Below are 23,390 nucleotides of genomic sequence, written 5' to 3'. Positions count from 1 at the left end.
ATATTTTATAAAATTCTAAAATAAGTTCAGAACAATAATTTTGTTATACAATTTCTACAAACAAACCTTCGTCTGTTTTAGAAACCTTAGCAACTTCTTTTTTTGTTAAACCTTTAATGGTTTTGTCCCATTTTTTGTTAGATAAACCAGATTGTGTTTTTAAAGTAACCAACTCGATTTTTTCTGCTTTAGTGATAATTTCTAAAACCGCTTTTTCTTCATCATTCAATTCTACAGCAGGTGCTTTTTTCTCTGGCCTCATTTGCGGAAAGAATAACACTTCTTGTATGGATTGATTATTGGTTAAGAACATAATTAATCTGTCCATTCCAATTCCCATTCCAGAAGTAGGAGGCATACCATATTCTAAAGCACGTAAAAAATCTTGATCTATAAATTCGGTTGCTTCATCATCTCCTTTTGCCGCTAATTTTAATTGATGTTCAAAACGCTCACGTTGATCAATTGGGTCGTTCAATTCAGAATATGCATTTGCAATTTCTTTACCACAAACCATCAACTCAAAACGCTCTGTTAATTCTGGGTTAGTTCTGTGTTCTTTACAAAGTGGAGACATTTCTTTAGGATAATCTGTAATAAATGTTGGCTGAATGTAGTTTCCTTCACATTTTTCTCCGAAAATTTCATCAATTAATTTTCCTTTCCCCATGGTTTCATCAACCTCAATGTTCATTCCTTTTGCAGCTTCACGAATTTCAGCTTCAGTTTTATTATAAATATCAAAACCTGTAAATTCTAGGATAGAATCGCGCATGGTAATTCTTTTATAAGGCGCTTTAAAATTGATATGATGTTCGCCAAAAGTAGCTTCAGAAGTTCCGTTTACAGCAATGGCACAATGTTCTAGTAATTGCTCACAGAAATCCATCATCCAGTTGTAATCTTTGTAAGAAACATAGATTTCCATGGCTGTAAATTCAGGATTATGCGTTCTATCCATACCTTCATTTCTAAAGTTTTTAGAAAACTCATATACACCATCAAATCCACCAACAATCAAACGTTTTAAATACAATTCGTTGGCAATTCTCATATACAAAGGAATGTCTAAAGAATTGTGATGTGTAATAAATGGTCTTGCTGCTGCACCACCAGGAATTGGTTGTAAAACCGGTGTTTCAACTTCAAAATAACCAGCATTATTAAAAAAAGAACGCATGGCATTAAATAATTTGGTTCTTTTAATAAAGACTTCTTTTACATGCGGATTTACCACTAAATCTGCATAACGTTGTCTGTAACGCATTTCTGGGTCGTTAAACGCGTCATAGGTATTTCCTTCAGCATCAACTTTTGGTAATGGCAATGGTTTTAAAGCTTTAGAAAGCAATTTAAAATCTTTAACCATTACCGTTTTTTCACCAACTTTAGTGGTAAACAAACTACCTTCTATCCCTATAAAATCACCAATATCTAGTAATTTTTTATACACATCATTGTATAAAGTTTTATCTTCACCAGTACAAATTTCATCACGATTAAAATACACTTGAATTCTACCTTCGCCATCTTGTAACTCTGCAAAAGAAGCTTTACCTTGTATTCTTCTAGACATTAAACGACCAGCAATGGTTACCTGTTTTTCTTCAGCAAAATTTTCTTTAATTTCTTTTGAATTTGAGTTTAAAGGAAATAGATCTGCAGGATAAGGGTTGATCCCCATCTCTCTTAATTTTGCTAACTTTTCTCTACGTACAACTTCTTGTTCTGATAATTGCATTTGCTGTTAAATTTCTGATGTTTTATAAAGTTTGCAAAGATACAATGAATGCGCAAATACACAATTCAGAAAAATGTAAAAAAAGAGATAATTATTTTAAGATAACCAAAAAGAATGTATCTTTGCATATCACTTTTTGTTAGAGTGATAACAGTTGTGTTGTTTTGTCACTTTCGTATAAAAGTGTCTGGTTTTGTTAACCAATGGAAAGCTTCCCAAAATTGGGTTGCTTTTTTTGTTTTATCCCTTTTTACATTCAAATTCTTATCAATATAATTTAACGCTATTATAAAGTTGTAGTAAGCACAAGGCAAAATAAATATTTAAATTAGTTTACAGATTTATAAAATATCAATCAAAAAGAATTTTATATTGATGTTGTTAGACCGTAAATTTGTACTTTAATAAAGTTATCTTTTTTTATAGAGATTTCTGATTGTAACAAAATTACTTTATTGATTTTATAAAAAAGGATAAAAAACATCAATTAACAATTATAAGTGAGCAACTTCAAACAATCCCAAGGCTATGAAATCATCCAAAATTGGATGGAAGAAAAAGGACACTCTCCTTTTAGTTTTCAAGCACAAACTTGGGAACGTTACCACAATAATTATAGTGGAATGGTTGTGGCACCAACAGGTTTTGGAAAAACATTCTCAGTGTTTTTGGCAGTGGTTATTAACTATTTAAATCACCCTGAAAAACATAAAAAAGGGTTAAAACTCATTTGGATTAGCCCTTTACGTTCATTGGCAAAAGATTTGGCAAAAGCAATGAATGCTGTTGTTGAAGAAGTTGGTTTAGATTGGGAAGTGGCTGTTAGAAATGGAGATACACCTACCAACATCCGCAGAAAACAAGAACGTTTAATGCCTGATGTGTTATTAACCACTCCAGAAACTCTGCATTTATTGTTTTCTCAAAAAAAGAACTCACGTTGGTTTGCAACTGTCAATTGTATTGCTGTAGATGAATGGCACGAATTATTAGGCTCTAAAAGAGGTGTTTTGGTTGAATTGGCAATTGCAAGAATTCGGAGTTTATCACCAAAATTAAGAATTTGGGGAATTACAGCAACCATAGGAAACCTTAAAGAAGCCAAAGAAGTTTTAATTCCTTATGAGGGAGTTAAAACCACCATGATTAAAGCCAAAGAAAAAAAGAAAATTGAGATTATTCCTGTATTGCCAGATGAAGTAGAAGAGTTGTCTTGGGCAGGGCATTTAGGGAAGAAAATGAGTTCTAAAATTATCCCTATTATTTATGAAAATAACACTACTTTAATCTTTACCAACACAAGAAATCAAAGTGAATTGTGGTATCAAATTATTATTGAAGAAGCACCAGATTTAATTGGTCAAATTGCCATTCATCATGGTTCTATAGATAAAAAGCAACGTAATTTTATAGAAGATGCCATTTCTGAAGGCATTTTAAAAGCGGTAGTTTGTACCTCTTCTTTAGATTTAGGAGTCGATTTTAAACCTGTAGATTGTGTAATTCAAATCGGTTCTGCTAAAGGAATTGCACGCTTTTTACAACGAGCAGGAAGAAGTGGGCACTCGCCTTTCGAAACTTCAAAAATGTATGCAGTGCCTACGCACTCATTACAATTAATTGAAGTTGCTGCTGTGAAAGAAGCTGTAAAACAAAACGAAATTGAAGCTCGATATCCTTATGTATTGACCTACGATATTTTGGTGCAATTTTTAGTCACATTAGCCGTTGGCGAAGGTTTTAAGGCTGATGAAACTTTTGAATTGATTCAAGAAATACACGCTTTTCAGTACATTACCAAAAAAGAATTTGATTGGTGCCTCCATTTTATCACACAAGGAGGAAACACACTAAAGGCTTATGAAGAATTCCATAAAGTAATTTTAGATGATGATGAATATTATCGTGTAAAAAGTAGAAGAATTGCAATGATGCACAGAATGAATATTGGCGTAATTGTGGGAGAAGTAATGCTCTATGTAAAATATTTTTCTGGTGGATATATAGGAATGGTAGAAGAGTTTTTTATCTCTAAACTCAAAAAAGGAGAAGCTTTTGTAATTGGTGGTAAAGTTGTAGAAATGCAACAAATAAAAGATATGACTGTTTTGGTAAAAAGAAGCAAGTCTAAAAAAGCCATCACACCAAGTTGGTTGGGAGGTCGTTTGCCTTTAACCTCTTACTTAACCCATTTTTTACGCTTGAAATTAAGTGATGCCATTACTGCTAAAAAGAAAGAAAAAGAATTGAACTTTTTACATCCATTATTAAAACGACAAGAAGAAAAATCTCACATACCAAAACACAATGAGTTTTTAGCAGAATTGATACAAACTAGAGATGGCTTTCATTTATTTATGTATCCTTTTGAGGGGAGATTGGTGCACGAAATTATGGCAAGTTTAATCGCTTACAGAATTAGTAAAATAACACCTTTAACGTTTACTATTGCACAAAATGATTATGGTTTTGAGTTGTTAAGTGATCAAGAGATTCCATTGAATGAATACAATATTGCCCAAATTTTATCGAAAGAAAACTTAATACAAGATATTACTGCTAGTATCAATGCAAGTGAAATGGCTTCAAGAAAATTTAGAGATATTGCTGTAATTGCTGGTTTGGTAATACAAAGTCAACCAGGAAATAAAAAAACAAATAAAAGTTTACAATCTTCATCTGGATTGATTTTTAGAGTCTTAAACGATCACGAACCTAGTAATTTATTATTAAAACAAGCGTATAACGAAGTTTTTGATTATGAGTTGGAAAAAGTACGTTTGCAAAAAGCGTTTCAACGTATTTCCGAAAGTAACATTATTTTAAAAAGAGCCAAAGATTTTACACCTTTAAGTTTTCCATTAAAAGTAGACAGTTTACGAGGCACAATGAGCAATGAAGAATTGAGCAAACGCATTCAACGTATTCAAAAACAAGCTTTAAAATGATAAAGAAATTGAAAATAGTTACAAAAAAAATAGTTTGTTCAAATGAAACTTTAGAAATAACAAACCAGAGAGTCTTATATTGGGAAAAACAAAATAGCTTAATTTTAAGTGATTTGCATATTGGTAAATCTGCCCATTTTCAAAAAAGTGGTATTCCAATTCCTTCATCAATCTTAGCTAAAGATTTGGATAGATTAGCGCAATTAATTCATCATTTTAATACCCAAAAAATCATTATTGTTGGCGATTTGTTTCATGCTGAATACAACAAAGATTTGGATGAATTTAAACGTTGGCTATCTAATTTTAAAGATTTAAAACTAGTACTCATCAAAGGAAATCATGACCGATTAAAACAATCTATTTATGATGATTTTAATATTGATGTTTATCAACCTTCTTTAAAAATTGAGCGTTTACTTTTTGTACACGATATTGTAGCATTAAGGAAAAATTGTTTCACGATTTCTGGGCATACGCATCCTGGTGTTTTACTAAAAGGGATAGGAAAACAACGCATTAAACTGCCTTGTTATCAGGTAACAGCTAATCAGTTGATTTTACCAGCATTTAGCTTATTTACTGGTTTAAATACCAAACAAGCTCCCAAAAATTGTAAGAACTATGGGTTTACTAGTGATGCTATTTTTGAAGTTTGATTTTTAACCACGAATTCACGAATTTTTTCATCAAAAAGACCTCACTGGTTTTAAAGCCTGTGAGGTCTGAATTATATAAATTAAATTTTTTTTACTCTTCTTTAGAATCCTCAATAATACCCATTCTTTTGGCACGTGTTTCCCAAGATTTTCTGGCTAAGGCTTGTAAGTCTGCAACATTATCGGTTTCGTCCATAATTTCTAAACCTAATAAAGTTTCGATAACATCTTCTTGAGATACCAAACCACTTACAGAACCATATTCGTCTACCACTAAAGCAATATGCTCTCTTTCTTTAATTAGTTTATCAAATAAATCTGGTATGGATAAATCTCTATTGGTTATTAAAATATCTCTACGAATCGTTGATAAAGACTCCTCTCCTTTTCCATTAATAATAGCTTCTAGCAAGCTATCTTTTAAAAAGTAGCCAGTAATTTCATCTGGATTTTCTTTAAAAACAGGAATTCTAGAAAAACGTAACTTTTTATGACTATCATAAAACGACTGAATAGTTTCTCTTTCATCTGCAGTTGCTAAAACCGTTCTTGGCGTCATTACATCATTGACTTTTATTTCTTTAAAACCCAACATATTTCTAATCACTTTACTTTCATTTTTCTGAAAAACACCATCTTTTTCAGCCATTTCTGTCATCACCAAAAAACCTTCTCTACTTAAAATACTACCATGTCCTTTTCCTCCAATTAATTTTGTGGTTAACTGTAAAATCCACAAAATACCTGTATATTTAAGTGGAAAAATCATCACTTTTAAGGCTTTTGAGGTAAAGTTTGCTAAGTTTTTCCAGTAAGTTGCCCCAATTGTTTTTGGTATAATTTCGGAAGCTACCAAAATTAAAATAGTCATAATTGTAGAAACAACGCCTACCATTACTTCCTCAGTAAATTGAAATCCTAAAACATTTCTTGTAGTTGTGCCATACATTTCTGCATAAGCTACTTTTGCTTGCACCCCCACTAAAATAGCACCTACTGTGTGTGCTATGGTATTTATTGTTAAAATTGCAATTAAAGGTTTGTCTACATCCTTTTTTAAAACCTCTAATTCGTCTGCATATTTTTCTCCTTCACTTTTTTTTAAGTTGATAAAAGTTGGAGTAATACTTAATAAAACTGCTTCTAGAATGGAGCATAAAAATGAAAAGAAAATAGAAATAGTTGCGTAAATAATTAATAATGTCATCCACAGAAATTTAAGTTGTAAAAATAATTAATTATACTGTATAAATTCTAAGATCTTACTAAAAAAAGTGGTAATAATTTAATTCTTAAATTTTACTTTATTTACTGGTAATTTTAAAGTTTAAATGAATAAAAGACAGTCTAAAAAGTAGATTTATAAGTTATTCTGAGTGAAGTAAAAAAACGTAATTTACTTATCAATAAAATCAAATTTTTACATTACAGCCAAAATAACAAGTTGTAATACTTTTCAGACAGCCTTATTATTTTTTAATTAATTTAAAAAGCGTAGCTTAAACCAAATAACCAATAACTTTGTAGTTTGTTATCTACAGTTGCAAAAGTTTCTGCTGGATTATCTACTCTTGCATTATTTAAAGCTTCTTGCTTATTGTTTCTTAAACCCACTTCAAGCCCTAAACCAATACCTTTCCAAAGGGTGTATCCAAATGAGTTGGTCCATGTCCAGTTAGATAAATCTCCACTATCATAGCTTTGAAATATCGATAAATTAGATTTTACACTTAAACCTTTGTATTTGTTGGTATAATCTGCTACTACTTTAGCACCTAAAGAAGATTCGAAAACAGTTTCTCCGCTACTAAATACAAAATTGTAGTTTCCTGGATGCATTACCACTACTAGGTGGCTTGTGGGTGTCCAAGTTACACCTGCACCTAAATCTAAATACCCAGGGTTATTAAAATTATCTATGATTGTTGTTCTGTATTCACCCAATGCAGAAAGCGCCCATTTTTTATTAAATCGCTTACCATATAAAGAAGAAATGGTAAAAACATCTGTAGCCGTATCAAAGTCTTCATCACCATCAATAGATTTATCATCTAATTTAACCCACCCTAAATTAATGGTTCCAGAGTTTCTCCAGAAAAAATCTTTTTCAATAAGATTTGCGAAACCGTTTATGGTGATTCCGATATTGCCTGCATTTGCATTCGGCGCATTTCTAGCATACCAATTGTTAAAACCAGACAAACTAGCCCCAATGGTACCAAATGCTCCTTTTCTCCATCCTGGTAGTGCGTCAATTTTAGATTGCAAAGCTTTAACTTCTCCTTGTAATTTTGAAATCTGTGCTTTTTTAGGTGCTATTTCTTTTTTTAGCTCTTCAGCGGTTTGCGCATTTATAGAAAAGCTAATCCCTACTAATACTAGTAAAATTGATAATTTTTTCATTTTTGTCTATTTTAATTCAACGTGTAAAAATACACTTTTATCCTTTAGACAATAAAAATGTTAGTAAGTCACTTTATCGTGGAAATTATAATTAACTCCCAAGCCGAAAAGTTGTCTGAATTGAATTCTACTTGATGCATTATCATCTATAATAGTTTGAAAAGTCATCAACATTTTGATAGATTTATTCACCTTAAAACGAATATTTGTCTGGTAATCAGTATCTACGTTACCAACATTAGCCAAGTAATCTGAATAAAGTGTTAGAATATTTTCCATTTGAATGTTCTGCATCAGGTTAAATTTGTAATATCCTGAAAGGTTAAATCCTAAACTAAAGGCTGTATTTCTTCCTTCATCAACACCAAATTGACCTGAAAACTCATCATTTACAAACGTATATCTTGCAGTAGCTGGAGCAATATTTACATTTAAATTATCTGACTTTTTCCATAACATACCAGGCCCAAAGGTTAAATAGGCTGGTGACAAAAAATCTGATACTGTTTCTTTGGGTTCTTTTTTGTAGTTAAATCCTTCTGTATATTGGGTTTTAAAGTTACCAATAAAAGAAAAAAACCAATATGTTGTTGTTTTGATACCTAAAACAGAATTTAATTCGAAACGATCGTCGGTTTTTCTTAATCCTTTTTCACTTAAATGACTTAAACCGTAACCTGTAATTAATCTGGTATCCCAGTTAATGGGCTTTTTTTTGTAATTAAAGTCGTAATTTACATTAAAGTTTCCTGCAACAGTATTTTCACCCCCAGAAGCCCAATTGGAAAATGAAGATTGGTTGAAGATAAATGCAAACCTTCCTTTAATTTTCCATTTTGGTTGTGGAGTATTTTCTTTTTTTTTCTTTTGAGAAAAAGTGGTAAAAGAAAACAGTAGTAAGAAAAACAGTAATAACTTTTTCACAAATAACTTTTAAAATACAAAAATAAGTTTATATATTAAAAAACAAAATTATTTTCTAGATTTATACAGTGGTACTGTAGAGCAGGCTTCACCAAATAAAATAGATTTGGCTACTGGCTGTAACTTTTCTATTAAAAAAGCGAATGCAGAATCTGGAATTGGTTTATCTGCACAACCTTTTATAATTACTGGTGCATCAACAAATGCTTTAAAATCTAAAAAAGAAATTAACTCTTGGTAAATAACCGTTTCTAACAAATTTAAATCTCCAACCACTACTTTTTTTGCATAAGGCATAATTTCTGATGTTGCTAACATAAATGCCCAAGAAGGAATAACTGCATCAACAGAACAAGTTACTGCTACAAATGTATTTTTGTATTGAGACCAATCGTGATTTTTTACAGAAGCCCTAAAGTCTTTTTCTTTAAGAATCATTTCTTGAAACAACCAGTCTTTAATATCAAATACTACTCTTTCTCCATCAGGATAAATTTCCTCTAAATCAAAAGTTTTTAATTTACTGTTGGCAACTCTATTTATTATGACCTCCTGCAACTCCTCTAGAGGAGCGCCAGCAGATTGTGGTTTATCTAGTTTTTTCATTTTTTAATTCCATTGTGTTCCCTCTTTGGAGAAACAGGGGCTTTATAACATTCCCAATTCTAGTTTTGCTTCTTCACTCATCATTTCTTGAGTCCAAGTAGGATCGAAAGTAATTTCTACTTCACACTCGTTAATATCTTTTAAGGTTTTTACCTTATCTTCTACCTCTACAGGTAATGTTTCTGCAACAGGGCAGTTTGGCGATGTTAAGGTCATTAAAATTTTTGCATTATTTTCATCAGAAACAAAAACATCGTAAATTAAACCCAACTCGTATATATCTACAGGAATTTCTGGATCATAAATTGTTTTTAAAACTCTTATAATTTTATCTCCTATTTCTTCTAATTCTTTATCTGTCATCTTAATCCTATAATTTTGTTTGTTGCGCAATAGCGTACATTTTTATTTGTTTTACCATAGACACTAAACCATTTGCTCTGGTTGGCGATAAGTGTTCTTTTAAACCAATTTCGTCTATAAAATTAGTTTCTGCACTTAAAATATCGCTTGGTTTTTGTCCAGAAAAAACACGTAATAATAAAGCTACAATACCTTTAGTTAAAATAGCATCACTATCTGCTGTATACTTTATCGTGTCGTTTTCTAACTCAGAATACAACCAAACTTTAGATTGGCAACCTTTTATTAAATTTTCATCTAATTTGTACGCATCATCAATTATTGGCAAAGACTTTCCTAACTCAATGATGTATTCGTAACGTTCCATCCAATCATCAAACATAGAAAACTCGTCAATAATTTCTTCTTGTATTTCTTTGATAGTCATTTTTAAAACTTATTTTTGTGGCTTCATTCAATATACAAAATTAGGCATTAAAAGCCATATATTTTGATAAGAAAATAAATATTAACAATGTGTTATCAACTTAAATTATAACACAATTTTAATTCTTTCTTTAAGAGGAAGGCTATAACAGATTTTATGAGTAAATTATTAGCAGTTGGTACTGTAGCATTTGATGCCATTGAAACCCCTTTTGGTAAAACCGATAAAATTTTAGGTGGTTCAGGAACCTTTGTAGGCTTAGCAGCAAGTCAGTTTGGTATAGAAACTGGGGTTGTTTCTGTTGTTGGAGGAGATTTTCCAGATTCATATTTAAAAATGATGAATTCTAAAGGAATTAATACTGATGGAATTGAAATTATAAAAGAAGGCAAAACTTTTTTCTGGAGTGGAAAATATCATAATGATATGAATTCTCGTGATACATTAATCACAGAATTAAATGTTTTAGAAAATTTTCAACCAGTTGTACCTGAATCTTTTAAAGATGCTGATATTGTAATGTTGGGAAATTTACACCCTTTAGTGCAAGCATCTGTACTAGACCAAATGCAAGAAAAACCAAAATTGATTGTTTTAGATACCATGAATTTTTGGATGGATATTGCTCTTGATGATTTGCATACCGTTTTAAAAAGAGTAGATGTTATTACTATTAATGATGAAGAAGCCCGCCAACTTTCTGGAGAATATTCTTTGGTAAATGCTGCTAAGAAAATTCACAAGATGGGACCAAAATATGTGGTTATAAAAAAAGGAGAACATGGCGCTTTGTTGTTTAATGAAGGTAAAATGTTTTTTGCCCCAGCTTTACCTTTAGCAGAGGTTTTTGATCCAACAGGGGCTGGAGATACTTTTGCAGGTGGTTTTTGTGGTTATTTGGCAAAAACAGAAAATATTTCTTTTGAGAATATGAAAAACGCTATCATTTACGGCTCTAACTTAGCTTCTTTTTGTGTAGAAAAATTTGGCACAGAACGAATGCAAGATTTAAAAAAACCTGAAGTAGAAAGGCGTTTACACGCTTTTAAAGAATTAACACAATTTGATATAAAATTATCATAAATAAAAAACCGCGTCTAAACACGCGGTTTTTTATTTGATAAACACAACGATAACATACAATTAAATGAGTGACGCAATAAAACACGAATGCGGAATTGCATTAGTAAGACTAAAAAAACCTTTAGAGTTTTATAAAAACAAATACGGTTCTGCCTTTTACGGAATCAATAAAATGTATTTGTTAATGGAAAAGCAACACAATCGTGGGCAAGATGGTGCTGGTTTTGCAAGTATAAAATTTGATGTTGAGCCAGGCACCAGATACGTAAGTAGAGTTAGATCTAACAAATCGCAACCTATACAAGATGTATTTGCACAAATTAACGACAGAATTAATGGTGTTTTTAAACAAAACCCTACTAAAAAAGAAGACGTAAAGTGGCAAGTAGAAAATATGCCTTATATAGGTAATTTATTTTTAGGTCACGTTCGTTATGGAACTTTTGGAAAAAATTCTATTGAAAGTGTGCATCCATTTTTACGCCAAAGCAACTGGAAACACAAAAACTTAATTGTAGCTGGTAATTTTAATATGACCAACTCCAATCAAATTTTACAAGAATTAATAGAGTTAGGGCAACATCCAAAAGAGTTTACAGACACTGTAACTGTTATGGAAAAAATTGGGCACTTTTTAGAAGATGAAGTTGCTAAACTCTATCAACAAGCTAAGAAAAAAGGGTTTAACAAAAGAGATGCATCACCTTACATAGAAAAACATTTAAGCCTTAAAAAAGTATTAAAACGCTCTTCTAGAAATTGGGATGGTGGTTATGCTATGGCTGGTTTGGTGGGCCATGGAGATGCATTTGTTTTACGCGACCCAAATGGAATAAGACCTACGTATTTCTATGAAGATGAAGAAGTGGTAGTTGTAGCATCAGAAAGACCCGTAATTCAAACTGTTTTTAATATTAAGATTGATAAAGTGCAAGAATTAGAAAGAGGCCATGCATTAATCATTAAAAAAAGTGGTAAAACATCTATCAAAAAAATAAAAGAACCTAGAATAAATAAAGCTTGTTCTTTTGAACGTATTTATTTTTCGAGAGGAAGTGATGCCAGCATTTATGAAGAACGTAAAAACTTAGGAAAATACGTGTTTCCTCAAATTTTAAAATCAATAGATTCTGATATTTCCAACTCTGTATTTTCTTTTATCCCAAACACAGCAGAAACCTCTTTTTATGGAATGACAGAAGCTGCAGAAGATTTATTAAATCAACAAAAAACAGCCAAAATTTTAGAAGGAGGTTATAAATTATCAAAAGAAAAAGTTACCGAAATTTTATCTGAAAGACCTCGTTTTGAAAAAATAGCTATAAAAGATGCCAAATTAAGAACGTTTATTGCCGATGATAATTCGCGCGATGATTTGGTAGAACATGTTTACGATATTACATATGGAGTTGTAAAACCTACAGATAACTTGGTGATTATTGATGATAGTATTGTACGCGGAACTACTTTAAAGAAAAGTATTATTAAGATTTTAGATCGATTAAATCCTAAAAAAATAGTAGTGGTTTCTTCTGCACCTCAAATTCGTTATCCAGATTGTTATGGAATTGACATGGCAAGAATTGATGCTTTTATCGCATTTAAAGCGGCTTTAGAATTACTCAAAGAAACCAATCAATACCATATTATTGATGAGATTTATAAAAAATGTAAAGCACAACAAACCAAAGAAGATGCAGAAATTAACAATTATGTAAAAGAGGTGTACAAACCATTTTCTGCGGAAGAAATTTCTGCAAAAATTGCTCAAATGCTTAAAACTGACGACATCAACGCAGAAGTTGAAGTTATTTATCAAACTATAGAAGGCTTACACAAAGCATGCCCAGATAATTTAGGCGATTGGTATTTTACTGGAGATTACCCAACTCCTGGTGGTATGAGAGTGGTAAATAATGCTTTTATCAACTTTTATGAAGGAAATAATAAAAGGGCTTATTAGAAGTTAACTTTCATAAAAATAATAGAAAAAAGAGGCTGTCTGAAAAGTAAATTTGGATGTCATTTTGAGCGAAATCGAAAAATCTTTGTATTTAATTACCAATATATAAGATTTCTTCATTGCAGTCGAAATGATGATAAATTTTAATACTTTTCAGACAGCCTCTTTTTTTTTGACTTTAAAACTTAAAGTTGATTAAAACAGCAATCGTATGCTGTTTCACAATTTAATAAACATTCAATTAAAGCACAAAACCAATATAGCACAAAAAATATAACTAACTGTTTTACTGGTTTTTAAAAATTACCTCTCCCCATTTATGGGGTGGTGCCTCCCCATAAATGGGGAGAGAAAAATTTCACCATAAATGGGGATTGTGAGAAACTTATTTTCTATGTAGTTTTGAATGGTAAGTAAAAAAATGATCACTTTTAGTTTACATTGCTAGCAAGAAAAAGAATGTTTATAAAAATTGCGCACATTCTTTTTTAAATTTTATTTGAACCTGAACAAGAAGATATTCTTGGATGTAATCTTGGACACTAGATATTGTGTTCTGTATAATAATTTAATAAATTTAAAAATAAATATCATGAAAAAAATAATATTAACCCTTGTACTAAGTTTTAGTTTTTTGTTTTCTTTTGGAAATGAATATGAAAACAAAAATAATGATAACGAATACGATTATTTTAATTGCTGGGTTGAAGTTACTTACCTAACTACAAATCCAGAAACCTTTGAAACTACTTCGTTTACTTGGTATCATTGGGTTGGATTTGCGAGCTCACAAGAAAGTTGTAATAAACAGGCTGAGGAATTTGCAAACTCACTTTAATTAATAAAATTTATTTTAGGGTATTTCTATGAAAATGCCCTAAGATTTTAATAAAATAAAAATATGAGAATTATAGTAACCATCTTTGTTTTCTTAGCTGTAAATATTGCATTTTCTCAAGAAAATAAAGTTTATGTTGAATATGAAATTATAAACTTATCTGTAGGTAAGCCAATATATGTAAAAGCGAAATTATTAATAAATAATAATAAGTCTTTATATGTTATTAATCCGAAAGACACTAAATATAACAAAAATGAAAAAGCTGTTTTTGACGAAAAAGAAAATAGTGTTAAAAGAGTTATCTATAGATCTAGCAAGAATAATTTTTATCTCTTAACAGACAGAACTAAAAATCTAATAGAACAAACTTCTGGTTCTGAAGATTATAGATTCATAGTTACAGAGAAAATACATTCGTTTAAGTGGACAATAACAGATGAAACAAAATTAATTGGTAAGTTTACGTGTAAAAAAGCAACTACCTATTTTAGAGGGAGAAATTATATGGCTTGGTTTAGCCCAGAAATCCCTTTAAATAGTGGCCCTTGGAAATTCTCTGGATTACCAGGTTTAATCTTAGAAGTAAAAGATACTGAAAGTTTATTTGCTTGGAAAACCAAGGTTATTAAACTGCCATATAATGATAATGTAAAACTTGATATTCCTAATGAAAAAAAGTTGAAAAAAGTAAAGCTAGAAGATTATGTTGCTATGAAAAGTAAAGGTTCACAAAACTATTCTAGCCTAATCAAATCAAAAATGCCAAAAGGAACAAAATTTAGAGATATGAAAATAAGAAGACAAGGCATAGAATTAGTTTACGAATGGGAAGAATAAGCTCAAAGAAATTGAAACAAATTTCGTTTTTAGTATTTTTTGTGTTTTTGCAAAATTTTAATTTTGCGCAAGACAAGTTTGTAACATCACTTCAAATTAATTACGATATTTATTACAACACTGAAATGCCAAACATAAAAAAAGGTGTTTTATATATTAATGAGCCGTTAACAAGTTCACTTTTTATATATGGCAAAAGAAAAGATAGAACTATAAACACAACATCAGAAAATACTTTACAAATTAAATTTAGTGAAAGCGAAAGATTCAATTATTTTAAGTCAGAAGTTGACAGTATATATTCTAAAGAAAAGATTTTAAGAAACGAGTTTATTATTAATGAGAAAGCAGAAACTTTAGATTGGATAGTAACCTCAGAAACAAAAATAATAGACAAATTATTAGCAAAAAAAGCTACCTTAAAGTTTAGAGGTAGAAATTATATTGCTTGGTTTAGCGAAGATTATCCTTTAAAATTTGGCCCTTGGAAATTTAATAAACTACCTGGTTTAATATTAGAAATTTATGATGACACTCAAAGATATAGGTGGGTAATTAGTTCTATCAGAAAATCTAAGAAAAGTATAGACTTAACAAAAATGCTTCAAAGTTCAAAAAAGGTTTCTATAAAAGATTATGTTGATATGAGATATAATCAAGGATTAAATCTATTCAATGCATCTAGACTACCAAGAGGTACAAGCATGAATAAAAGAAAAATTAAACGAAATGGAATAGAATTACTATTTGAATGGGAAGAAAAACAGTAATAAAATAGTTTTTAAATTCATATGACCACTTCATCAACAATGCTCTTTAATCTTAAAACAATGAAAAAAACCATACTTATTTTATACATTTTTTATGTAAACAGTATTGCCAGTCAAAATGTCTGCGGAATTGTTGATTATAAGACACAAGGTTATATTACCACATATTCTCAAATGGTTTTCACTAAAGATTTCTCTTACAACCAACAAGTAAATAGTAAAAAACTAAAAAATAAAGAAAACATAGAGGAAGGTGGAGAAGGTTTTACAAGAAGCATTACCATAGTACCTAAAAATTTAGACCCATATTTTCTTTATAACGATGGAGAAAGTTTTTATTTTAATTTTGATTATATTGATAATGAAACTGATATTGTAAAAGAAGATAAAAATATATGGAAATGGAATCTACTAACAGCTACAAAGAAGATAGGTAAATTTAATTGTCAAAAAGCTACAACTACTTTCAGAGGAAGTTTATTTACAGCTTGGTTTGCTATTGATATACCTGTACCATTTGGACCTTGGAAAGCTAAAGATTTACCAGGTCTTATTTTAGAACTTTCAGATTCGAATAATTTAATTTATATCAAAGCTTTAAAAGTAGTATTAAGTAGCGCAAAAAAATGTGCTAATCCTGTAAATAAAGAAATGCTAAAAAAGGCTATTAGCATAAAAGAAATGGTTCAAAAAACCAAACTAAAAGACAAAAAATATTTTTCTAGATTAAACTCTAAATTACCAAAAGGTGCTAAGCCTTATGTTATTGCAGAAGACTGTGATGATTGTCCTAAAGATTTAAAATTAGAAACCTTTGATTTAGAAAATTAATTCTTAAGCAAAAATCTATTAATTCTAACCAAACACAATAACCTAAAAAATATTCTTTTTTAAATGAGGATAAGAAATGTAAAAGAAAAATCTTTTTCAACTTTAATAATTATATTTTTTTTCCAAAATATTTGTTTATCACAAACAAATATCACTGGTAAAATTAAAAACGCTACAAACACTTTTGTTTCTGCAAGCGTAGTTTTAAAAGACAGCTTAAAATCAAATATTTTAGAGTACACCTATTCATCAGAAAAAGGTGAATATTTAATTGTAACAAATAAAAAAGGAAAACTTAACCTTACATTTTCTTCTTTGGGTTACAAAACCAAAACGATTCCTTTTACAATTACCAACCAAACAGCAATAAAAATAGATGCCATATTAGAAGAACAACCTTTTGAATTGGATGAAATTATTATTGAATCAGAAAAAGACATCAAAATAAAAAAAGATACCATCACTTTTAAAACTAAGTTTTTTGTAAATGGCACAGAACAAACCGTAGAAGATTTACTAAAAAAAATACCAGGGTTACAAATAGACAGCCAAGGCACTATAAAAGTAGGTAATCAAGAAATAGAAAAACTAATGATAGATGGTGATGATTTGTTTGAAAAAGGCTACAAAATACTCTCTAAGAATATGCCTGCTTACCCAATTGAACAAGTTGAAATATTAAAAAAATATTCTAACAATAGACTCTTAAAAGGCGTTGAAGAAAGTAATAAAGTAGCCTTAAATTTAAAAATGAATGAAGATGCCAAACGCATCTGGTTTGGTAACACTACACTTGGTTTTGGAAACGATAATTTTTATGAATTAAAAGGAAATTTGATGAATTTTGGCAAAAAAAATAAATACTATTTTTTAACCAACCTTAATACTATTGGTGTTGACGCTACAGGTGATATTCAAAATTTAATAAGACCTTTTAGAGCAAATGAACCAGGTTCTATTGGTGATAATATGCAGGTAAATAATTTATTAAGTCTTTCTGCTGGCAACTTAAATTTTAAAAGAAGTAGAAGTAATTTTAACAATGCAGAATTATTGTCTGTAAACGCTATTTTTAATCCTACTGAAAAATTAAAAATAAAAACACTAGGCTTTTTTAATTGGGATGAAACCGATTTTTTTAGAAATAGTATAGAAGTTTTTAACGCTAATAATACCAATTTTACCAATACCGAAGATTTTACACTTGGTAATAAAAAAATGATAGGTTTTGGCAAACTAGATGTTACCTATAACATTTCTAAAACAAAAATGTTAGAAAGTGTAACGAAATATAATAGTGGCAATTATACTGCCAATGCTAATTTAATTTTTAACGGCAATTCTACTTTAGAGAATTTAAAGTCTAATAATCAATTATTTGATCAAAAAATCAATTACACCAATAAGTTTAAAGATACCAAAGTATTTCTGCTTACAGGGCGTTTTATACAGGAAGAAACACCTCAAAACTATGCCATTAATCAATTTTTTTATGCGGATTTGTTTCCGAACACAAACACCAATAATGTAAACCAACAAAGCACCAACAAGATGCTTTTTGCTGGCATAAATGCGCATTTATTAGATAGAAAAGAAAACGGAAATTTATTAGAAATACAATTGGGAAACGAATTTAGAAAAGACAATTTGACTTCTGTTTTTACGTTATTAGAAGATGAAAGCGTACTAAAAAACCCTATTGATTATCAAAATAACATCAATTATTTAACCAATAACGGTTATTTTAAAACAAAATATCGATATAAAATCAATGATTTTGCAGTTGTTGGTCAGTTAGATTTTCATCAATTGTACAATCGATTAGAATCAGATCTTCAAATAAAAGAGGAGACTCCGTTTTTTATGAATCCGAATATTGGTTTTGATTGGAAAATAAATGATCGCAATAAAATTATGTCTTCTTACGCTTATAATTTTAGAAATGCTGGTATTTTAGAGGTATATGATAATTTTGTATTAACAGGTTTTCGTTCTTTTACAAAAGGAATAGGCAGTTTTAATCAACTCAAATCGTCTAATTTTGTATTTAATTATCAACTTGGGAATTGGAGCGAGCGTTTTTTTGCAAATACATTTTTTATATATAACAAAAATCACGACTTCTTTTCTACCAACTCCATAATTACTCAAAATTACACGCAATCTGAAAAAATACTAATTAAAGACAGCGAGTTTTTAAGTATTAACACCAACTTAGACTATTACTTCAATTTTATATCCTCTAACTTAAAAATAGATTTGGGGTACTCTAAAAGCAACTTTAAAAATATCATCAATAATTCCGATTTAAGAGCAATTAGTTCCAAAAGTTATACTTATGGGTTTGAAGTTCGTTCTGGTTTTTCAGGAATTTTTAATTATCACTTTGGCACAAAATGGAATACAAACACCATTCAAACTACTCTCAAAAATTCATTTACAGATAATACCAGCTTTTTAGATTTGTCATTTCTTTTCAACAATAAATTTAATATTGATGTACAATCTGAACGTTACTTTTTTGGTAATCTGCAAAATGAAAACACCTATTATTTTTTAGACGTAAATTCTAATTATAAATTATTGAAAGATAAATTAACCCTAAGTGTATCTGGTAAAAACCTATTCAACACCAAAACATTCAGAAACTTTTCAATCAGTGATTTCGGCTCTTCTACTACAGCATTTAGATTATTACCAAGATACGTTTTGTTAAAGATAGAATATCGTTTTTAACGCTGTACATCACTTTTTACCTATACCCGTAACTTTTTGCTTTTTAAATGTTATAAGACTGACTTTAATAACATCAAAAGGTGTACTAAAATCAAATCACCTGTACTGATTAACCTATTTTATCTTAAAAATACGGGAATCACCCTAGTTGTTTTACGATAAACACTCTATTTACATAATGTTTTTTCAATGGTACTTTTGAAATGTTAATTCATTCAGTCCTAAAAAATAAAAAAATGAAAACCTTACATCTATTAAAAAACAAATTAAACATCTTAAATTTAAAAAGCAATTATGGTTTGTTTATTTGTTTTGTCTTTGCACTTGTAATCGAAGGGCAGGCACAAAAAAATTTTTCACAACTTAATGACTTCAATGACCGTAAATGGAAAAAAACTGTAAAAAACTACAGCAATAGCAGTAATTTTATTCCGCAGTTAGAAGGATTAATTGGCATTAATGTACTCGATAAAAATAAGCTCCCAAATCCAAAAAAAATAGGATTATTATCTTTTCAAATATGGGATGAGTCTATTACAAAAAGTAGAAAATCTGGAAATTGGAGATATTATGAAAAACATTTTCTTACAGGAAATGGTAGTAATATCATTGCTGATAAATTTTTAGAAATTATGTTTCCAGTTTTAGAAAAACAATTTCAAAAAAAAGCAATAGTACTACAACAACCTCTTGATTTTATTGATAATCCTCAAAAAAAAGAAATCTATAATACTGCAATTCCAAATATAGAACTCAGTGGAATAACAAAATTTGCAAACAGTAAAATTTTTAGAAGATTACAAGGAATACGAGAAGGGCAAGGAAGCACAGCTGCAACAAATTACACCTTTTTCCCTATTGGAGCAGATGTTTTTGCTTCAGATATAAAATCTCCAGCACAAGTAGGAAAAATAGCGGAAAAGTTAGGTTTAGATGCTGTATTGATTGTTGGCATAAAAGTAAGTATTGAAAAAGGGGGTAGATCTTTGTTTTTTAGAGGATTAAATACTGTTATTGCTGGCCCTATAAATGATGATGAATCTATTGAATATAAAGGAAGAATTGGGGCTAAAATGATGAATCAATATAGAGATGGTTTGGTATTTACCTCTGTTTTGGTAAACCCAGAAGCTTTTAAAATAGCAGACATGAAAAGAAAAACAGGCGAAATAACACAGTGGTACCTCAACGATTTAGACAAGGTTACAGCAAGAATCTCCCAAGATTTATTAGTAGGTTTAAAAAAATTCTCCAATTTAGACAAGTCAAGGAAAAAGTAGTACTAATTTTTATCAAAAAAAGCATCTGAGAATTCAGGTGCTTTTCTTGTTTTTAAAAAAGAGGAATTTGTTTTATATTGTAAAATGTTTCAGAAATTGATTCTTTTTATATTCTTCTGTTGTTACAGTCAATTAGGCATATCACAAGAAAATAAGTTATTAAAATTACAAAAATTAGAAAAAAAAGTAAGTAAAAAACAGTTTTTAGACACTGTATTATCGCTTTCTTTTGCTGAAAAAACAAGTGATAGTAAGCAGTTTCTTATACTTTCAAAAAAAACAAATGCCATAGCAATATCTCTAAAAGATAGTCTAAAAATTGCAAAAACTTATGAAGATTTGGCATTGGCTTATCACTTTACCAATCAGTTTGATGCTGCTATAGCACACACCATAAAGGCCGCAAACCTATACTATGCCATAAATAATATAAAAAAATATGGAGATTGTTATGTTAAACTGGGCTGGAGAATAAATAGAAGAGATTTAGACAAGGGGATTTCTTACATGAAAAAAGGAATTGATATCTTAGAAGAACAACCCAAAGAAACCTCTTTTTTAAGAATTGGTGCTTACAATAATTACGGTATTTTAAAACAACGTAAACTTCAAATTGATAGTGCCTTGTACTATCATAAAAAATCCTATCAATTAAGCATACAACATAATGATAGTATAGGTATGCCCTATGCAATGGTTGAGATGGGAATTATCTACAACAATCTAAATAAAAGAGATAAAGCTAAAAAACTATTGCAAAAATCACTGCAGATTAGGCAAAAAATAAACGACACTTATGGCATTGTAGATTCCTATGAAAATTTAGGCAACTTTTATTACGACAACAAATTTTATAAAAAAGCAATTTATTATTACGAAAAGGCTTTAAGTATGGCTAAACGCTATTCTTTTAATTATATGATTAAAGACCTTACAGAACAATTGTATAAGAGTTATGAGCTTACTGGAAATTTAGGAAAAGCTTACCAATATTTAAAAATTAACAAACAAATAAATGATAGTACAAGCTCTGTTAAAATTGAAAACAGAATAAGAGAATTGGAAATTCAATTTAAAAGTAACGAAAAAGAAAAAGAGCTTTTACAAACCAGAACAGAAAAAGTAGAAGCAGAATTAGCGTTAACTAAAACTAAAAGTTGGTTATTTGTGGTTGTAGGAAGTCTTTTAATGGCTGTTTTTTCATTTTTAGCGATATCCCAAAGAAATAAACGCAAGGCGCAACTACAAATTACCAAAGAAAAAGAGAAAAGTTTTAAAGCCATTATTGATGCTCAAGAACAAGAACGAAGTAAAATTGCTAGAGAGTTGCATGATGGTGTTGTGCAGCAGATTGGTAGTATTATTTTAAAATCTAGAAACGTTTTTAAGAAAAAAGAAATTGAAGACGATAAAGAAGTACAAGAAATCTTAAAAAGACTAAATAATTCTAGTAATGATTTGAGAAATATATCGCATCAAATGATGCCAAGAGCTTTAAGTGAATTAGGTTTAGTAGCCGCAATTGATGATTTGCTTAATGGAAGTTTAGCCTATGTTAATATTAATTATTCTTTTGAACATTTTAATTTAAAAGAAAGATTACAAGAAAAAATCGAAATTACCTTATATCGAATTACCCAAGAGTTGGTAAATAATATCATTAAACATAGCAAAGCAACATCAGTAAGTGTACAGCTAATTAATTCTGCAGATCATATTATCTTTATTGTAGAAGATAATGGCGTTGGTATAGACCATAAGAAATCTAAAAAAGGAATGGGTTTTAGTAACATTAAAAGCCGTTTAGAAATTGTAAATGGAGAAGCTAATTTTGATAAAAGTCCAGAAAAGGGTACTTTAGTCACCATCAAAATTAAAAAATAATGCCCATTCATACGCTTATTGTTGATGATCATCCCCTAATGGCTTTAGGTATTAAAGATGCTTTAAGTTTAGATGATGATATAAATGTATTGGCTGTGTTAGAAAATGGTCAAGAAGCCTTAAATTTTCTTAAAAACATACCTGCAGATGTTGTTTTGTTAGATATTGATATGCCTATTTTAAATGGTATTGAAACCGCAAAACAAATTATAGCCAAATATACTAATACAAAAATAGCAATGCTTTCTATGCATAAAGAAGCATCTATTATTAAAGAGTTAGTAGAAATTGGGGTAAAGGGTTATATGCTCAAAACAATTCCTAAAGAAGATTTAATACAAGGCATTAAAACAATTTACAAGGGTAAACATTATTTTAATTCAGATGTTACAAAAGAACTTCTCATCAACAAAAGTGTTTCAAAATTAACGGTAGAAACTAAAGAAAAATCACCTTTATTAAATTCTTTAACACCAAGAGAAATAGAAATAATTATAGCAATTTCTAATGGTTTTACAAACAATCAAATTGGCAAAAAACTATTTATTAGCCCAAGAACTGTAGATACGCATAGAACCAATATTATGAAAAAATTAGAGGTTCATAATGTGGCTTCTTTAATTCGTTTTGCTTTCCAAAACGGATTAACTTCTTAATATAAATTAAATTCGATTTAACGTAAACCTAAATGAGGTAAAAATCTTTAGACTTCATCTGTTTTAGAAATATAGAATTCTTCCTTTTTAGATTAACTACAATTTTTGCTTAAAAACAACAATTGAGAATGATCCATGATCCATTTTTGCTTAAACACAACAATTGAGAATGATCCCAACAATTGAGAATGATCCTACAGTAAACCCCTATAAAACCTATAGAAAACAAAAAAGCCTCACATTTCTGTGAAGCTTTAAGTGAGCCCTGAAGGATTCGAACCTTCGACCGCCTCCTTAGAAGGGAGGTGCTCTATCCAGCTGAGCTAAGAGCCCGTAGTTTTTATGTTTCTACGAAAACATTGTCGGGGTGGCAGGATTCGAACCTGCGACCTCCTCGTCCCAAACGAGGCGCGATAACCGGGCTACGCTACACCCCGA

19 protein-coding genes and 2 tRNA genes are annotated in these 23,390 nt (G+C 29.9%); 12 read left to right on the top strand and 9 right to left on the bottom strand.

Annotated features, from left to right (window positions below; genetic code table 11):
• Positions 1-43 precede the first annotated feature (43 nt).
• Positions 44-1,741, bottom strand: coding sequence for a lysine--tRNA ligase (gene lysS / locus ACW9UN_RS00105; protein WP_459482957.1), 1,698 nt, complete (start codon positions 1,739-1,741; stop codon positions 44-46).
• A 500-nt stretch (positions 1,742-2,241) separates the two neighbouring features.
• Here lysS and ACW9UN_RS00100 point away from each other — a divergent pair, with 500 nt between their 5' ends.
• Positions 2,242-4,689 carry a ligase-associated DNA damage response DEXH box helicase gene (locus ACW9UN_RS00100; RefSeq protein ID WP_459482956.1) on the top strand — a complete coding sequence of 816 codons (2,448 nt, stop codon included), beginning with the start codon at positions 2,242-2,244 and terminating at the stop codon, positions 4,687-4,689.
• Positions 4,686-5,348 (top strand): ligase-associated DNA damage response endonuclease PdeM, encoded by a 663-nt coding sequence (gene pdeM, locus ACW9UN_RS00095; RefSeq protein ID WP_459482955.1) that lies wholly within the window; start codon positions 4,686-4,688, stop codon positions 5,346-5,348. Before ACW9UN_RS00100 ends, pdeM begins: the two co-directional genes overlap by 4 nt.
• 91 nt (positions 5,349-5,439) lie before the next feature.
• On the opposite strand, the gene ACW9UN_RS00090 is transcribed toward pdeM, so the two are convergent.
• The 6 genes from ACW9UN_RS00090 to ACW9UN_RS00065 all read right to left on the bottom strand — a co-directional run bounded on the left by ACW9UN_RS00090 (position 5,440) and on the right by ACW9UN_RS00065 (position 10,071).
• The gene (locus ACW9UN_RS00090; protein ID WP_459482954.1) at positions 5,440-6,555 is read right to left on the bottom strand and encodes a CNNM domain-containing protein; all 1,116 of its coding nucleotides are present in this window, start codon (positions 6,553-6,555) and stop codon (positions 5,440-5,442) included.
• Positions 6,556-6,833: 278 nt separating this feature from the next.
• Positions 6,834-7,751: a DUF3078 domain-containing protein gene (locus ACW9UN_RS00085; RefSeq protein ID WP_459482953.1), complete on the bottom strand. Its 918-nt coding sequence runs from the start codon at positions 7,749-7,751 to the stop codon at positions 6,834-6,836.
• Positions 7,752-7,811: 60 nt separating this feature from the next.
• On the bottom strand, positions 7,812-8,675 hold the full coding sequence (locus ACW9UN_RS00080) for a DUF3078 domain-containing protein (RefSeq protein WP_459482952.1): 864 nt from the start codon (positions 8,673-8,675) through the stop codon (positions 7,812-7,814).
• Positions 8,676-8,723: 48 nt separating this feature from the next.
• On the bottom strand, positions 8,724-9,233 hold the full coding sequence (locus ACW9UN_RS00075; RefSeq protein WP_459483148.1) for a DUF2480 family protein: 510 nt from the start codon (positions 9,231-9,233) through the stop codon (positions 8,724-8,726).
• Between the two features lie 90 nt (positions 9,234-9,323).
• Entirely contained in the window at positions 9,324-9,644 is a 321-nt protein-coding gene (locus ACW9UN_RS00070; protein WP_459482951.1) for an SUF system Fe-S cluster assembly protein, read from the bottom strand.
• Between the two features lie 7 nt (positions 9,645-9,651).
• Entirely contained in the window at positions 9,652-10,071 is a 420-nt protein-coding gene (locus tag ACW9UN_RS00065; RefSeq protein ID WP_459482950.1) for a SufE family protein, read from the bottom strand.
• A 156-nt stretch (positions 10,072-10,227) separates the two neighbouring features.
• Here ACW9UN_RS00065 and ACW9UN_RS00060 point away from each other — a divergent pair, with 156 nt between their 5' ends.
• The 10 genes from ACW9UN_RS00060 to ACW9UN_RS00015 all read left to right on the top strand — a co-directional run bounded on the left by ACW9UN_RS00060 (position 10,228) and on the right by ACW9UN_RS00015 (position 22,952).
• On the top strand, positions 10,228-11,154 hold the full coding sequence (locus ACW9UN_RS00060; protein WP_459482949.1) for a PfkB family carbohydrate kinase: 927 nt from the start codon (positions 10,228-10,230) through the stop codon (positions 11,152-11,154).
• Between the two features lie 64 nt (positions 11,155-11,218).
• Positions 11,219-13,117 (top strand): amidophosphoribosyltransferase, encoded by a 1,899-nt coding sequence (locus ACW9UN_RS00055; protein ID WP_459482948.1) that lies wholly within the window; start codon positions 11,219-11,221, stop codon positions 13,115-13,117.
• A gap of 592 nt (positions 13,118-13,709) precedes the next feature.
• Positions 13,710-13,955 carry a hypothetical protein gene (locus tag ACW9UN_RS00050; protein ID WP_459482947.1) on the top strand — a complete coding sequence of 82 codons (246 nt, stop codon included), beginning with the start codon at positions 13,710-13,712 and terminating at the stop codon, positions 13,953-13,955.
• 63 nt (positions 13,956-14,018) lie between these two features.
• A complete protein-coding gene (locus tag ACW9UN_RS00045) occupies positions 14,019-14,795 on the top strand; it encodes a GLPGLI family protein (protein WP_459482946.1) in 777 nt (258 codons plus the stop codon).
• Complete coding sequence (locus ACW9UN_RS00040) at positions 14,783-15,565, top strand: GLPGLI family protein (protein ID WP_459482945.1); 783 nt, start codon at positions 14,783-14,785, stop codon at positions 15,563-15,565. Before ACW9UN_RS00045 ends, ACW9UN_RS00040 begins: the two co-directional genes overlap by 13 nt.
• Positions 15,566-15,625: 60 nt before the next feature.
• The gene (locus ACW9UN_RS00035) at positions 15,626-16,396 is read left to right on the top strand and encodes a GLPGLI family protein (RefSeq protein WP_459482944.1); all 771 of its coding nucleotides are present in this window, start codon (positions 15,626-15,628) and stop codon (positions 16,394-16,396) included.
• Positions 16,397-16,459: 63 nt separating this feature from the next.
• The gene (locus ACW9UN_RS00030) at positions 16,460-19,132 is read left to right on the top strand and encodes a carboxypeptidase-like regulatory domain-containing protein (RefSeq protein WP_459482943.1); all 2,673 of its coding nucleotides are present in this window, start codon (positions 16,460-16,462) and stop codon (positions 19,130-19,132) included.
• 236 nt (positions 19,133-19,368) lie between these two features.
• Positions 19,369-20,412, top strand: a complete 1,044-nt coding sequence (locus ACW9UN_RS00025) for a hypothetical protein (protein WP_459482942.1) — start codon at positions 19,369-19,371, stop codon at positions 20,410-20,412.
• Between the two features lie 84 nt (positions 20,413-20,496).
• Positions 20,497-22,296 carry a tetratricopeptide repeat-containing sensor histidine kinase gene (locus ACW9UN_RS00020; protein ID WP_459482941.1) on the top strand — a complete coding sequence of 600 codons (1,800 nt, stop codon included), beginning with the start codon at positions 20,497-20,499 and terminating at the stop codon, positions 22,294-22,296.
• Positions 22,296-22,952 (top strand): response regulator, encoded by a 657-nt coding sequence (locus ACW9UN_RS00015; RefSeq protein WP_459482940.1) that lies wholly within the window; start codon positions 22,296-22,298, stop codon positions 22,950-22,952. The genes ACW9UN_RS00020 and ACW9UN_RS00015 overlap by 1 nt, the downstream gene beginning before the upstream one ends.
• Positions 22,953-23,211: 259 nt before the next feature.
• Here ACW9UN_RS00015 and ACW9UN_RS00010 read toward each other — a convergent pair.
• Together ACW9UN_RS00010 and ACW9UN_RS00005 are read right to left on the bottom strand one after the other, a co-directional pair.
• Positions 23,212-23,285, bottom strand: a tRNA-Arg gene (locus tag ACW9UN_RS00010).
• Positions 23,286-23,314: 29 nt separating this feature from the next.
• Positions 23,315-23,389: transfer RNA gene (locus tag ACW9UN_RS00005), tRNA-Pro, on the bottom strand.
• Position 23,390: the final 1 nt, after the last annotated feature.

It is taken from the genome of Polaribacter litoreus, from assembly GCF_054584775.1.
This window is presented reverse-complemented; position numbering and strand designations above follow the sequence as displayed.

Bases quoted from the DNA above. Each gene is read 5' to 3' on its own strand.
- lysS (WP_459482957.1), bottom strand. From the start codon at position 1,741: ATGCAATTATCAGAACAAGAAGTTGTACGTAGAGAAAAGTTAGCAAAA.
- ACW9UN_RS00090 (WP_459482954.1), bottom strand. From the start codon at position 6,555: ATGACATTATTAATTATTTACGCAACTATTTCTATTTTCTTTTCATTT.
- ACW9UN_RS00060 (WP_459482949.1), top strand. From the start codon at position 10,228: ATGAGTAAATTATTAGCAGTTGGTACTGTAGCATTTGATGCCATTGAA.
- ACW9UN_RS00030 (WP_459482943.1), top strand. From the start codon at position 16,460: ATGAGGATAAGAAATGTAAAAGAAAAATCTTTTTCAACTTTAATAATT.
- ACW9UN_RS00045 (WP_459482946.1), top strand. From the start codon at position 14,019: ATGAGAATTATAGTAACCATCTTTGTTTTCTTAGCTGTAAATATTGCA.
- ACW9UN_RS00040 (WP_459482945.1), top strand. From the start codon at position 14,783: ATGGGAAGAATAAGCTCAAAGAAATTGAAACAAATTTCGTTTTTAGTA.
- ACW9UN_RS00020 (WP_459482941.1), top strand. From the start codon at position 20,497: ATGTTTCAGAAATTGATTCTTTTTATATTCTTCTGTTGTTACAGTCAA.
- ACW9UN_RS00065 (WP_459482950.1), bottom strand. From the start codon at position 10,071: ATGACTATCAAAGAAATACAAGAAGAAATTATTGACGAGTTTTCTATG.
- ACW9UN_RS00015 (WP_459482940.1), top strand. From the start codon at position 22,296: ATGCCCATTCATACGCTTATTGTTGATGATCATCCCCTAATGGCTTTA.
- ACW9UN_RS00035 (WP_459482944.1), top strand. From the start codon at position 15,626: ATGAAAAAAACCATACTTATTTTATACATTTTTTATGTAAACAGTATT.
- pdeM (WP_459482955.1), top strand. From the start codon at position 4,686: ATGATAAAGAAATTGAAAATAGTTACAAAAAAAATAGTTTGTTCAAAT.
- ACW9UN_RS00025 (WP_459482942.1), top strand. From the start codon at position 19,369: ATGAAAACCTTACATCTATTAAAAAACAAATTAAACATCTTAAATTTA.
- ACW9UN_RS00070 (WP_459482951.1), bottom strand. From the start codon at position 9,644: ATGACAGATAAAGAATTAGAAGAAATAGGAGATAAAATTATAAGAGTT.
- ACW9UN_RS00050 (WP_459482947.1), top strand. From the start codon at position 13,710: ATGAAAAAAATAATATTAACCCTTGTACTAAGTTTTAGTTTTTTGTTT.
- ACW9UN_RS00055 (WP_459482948.1), top strand. From the start codon at position 11,219: ATGAGTGACGCAATAAAACACGAATGCGGAATTGCATTAGTAAGACTA.
- ACW9UN_RS00085 (WP_459482953.1), bottom strand. From the start codon at position 7,751: ATGAAAAAATTATCAATTTTACTAGTATTAGTAGGGATTAGCTTTTCT.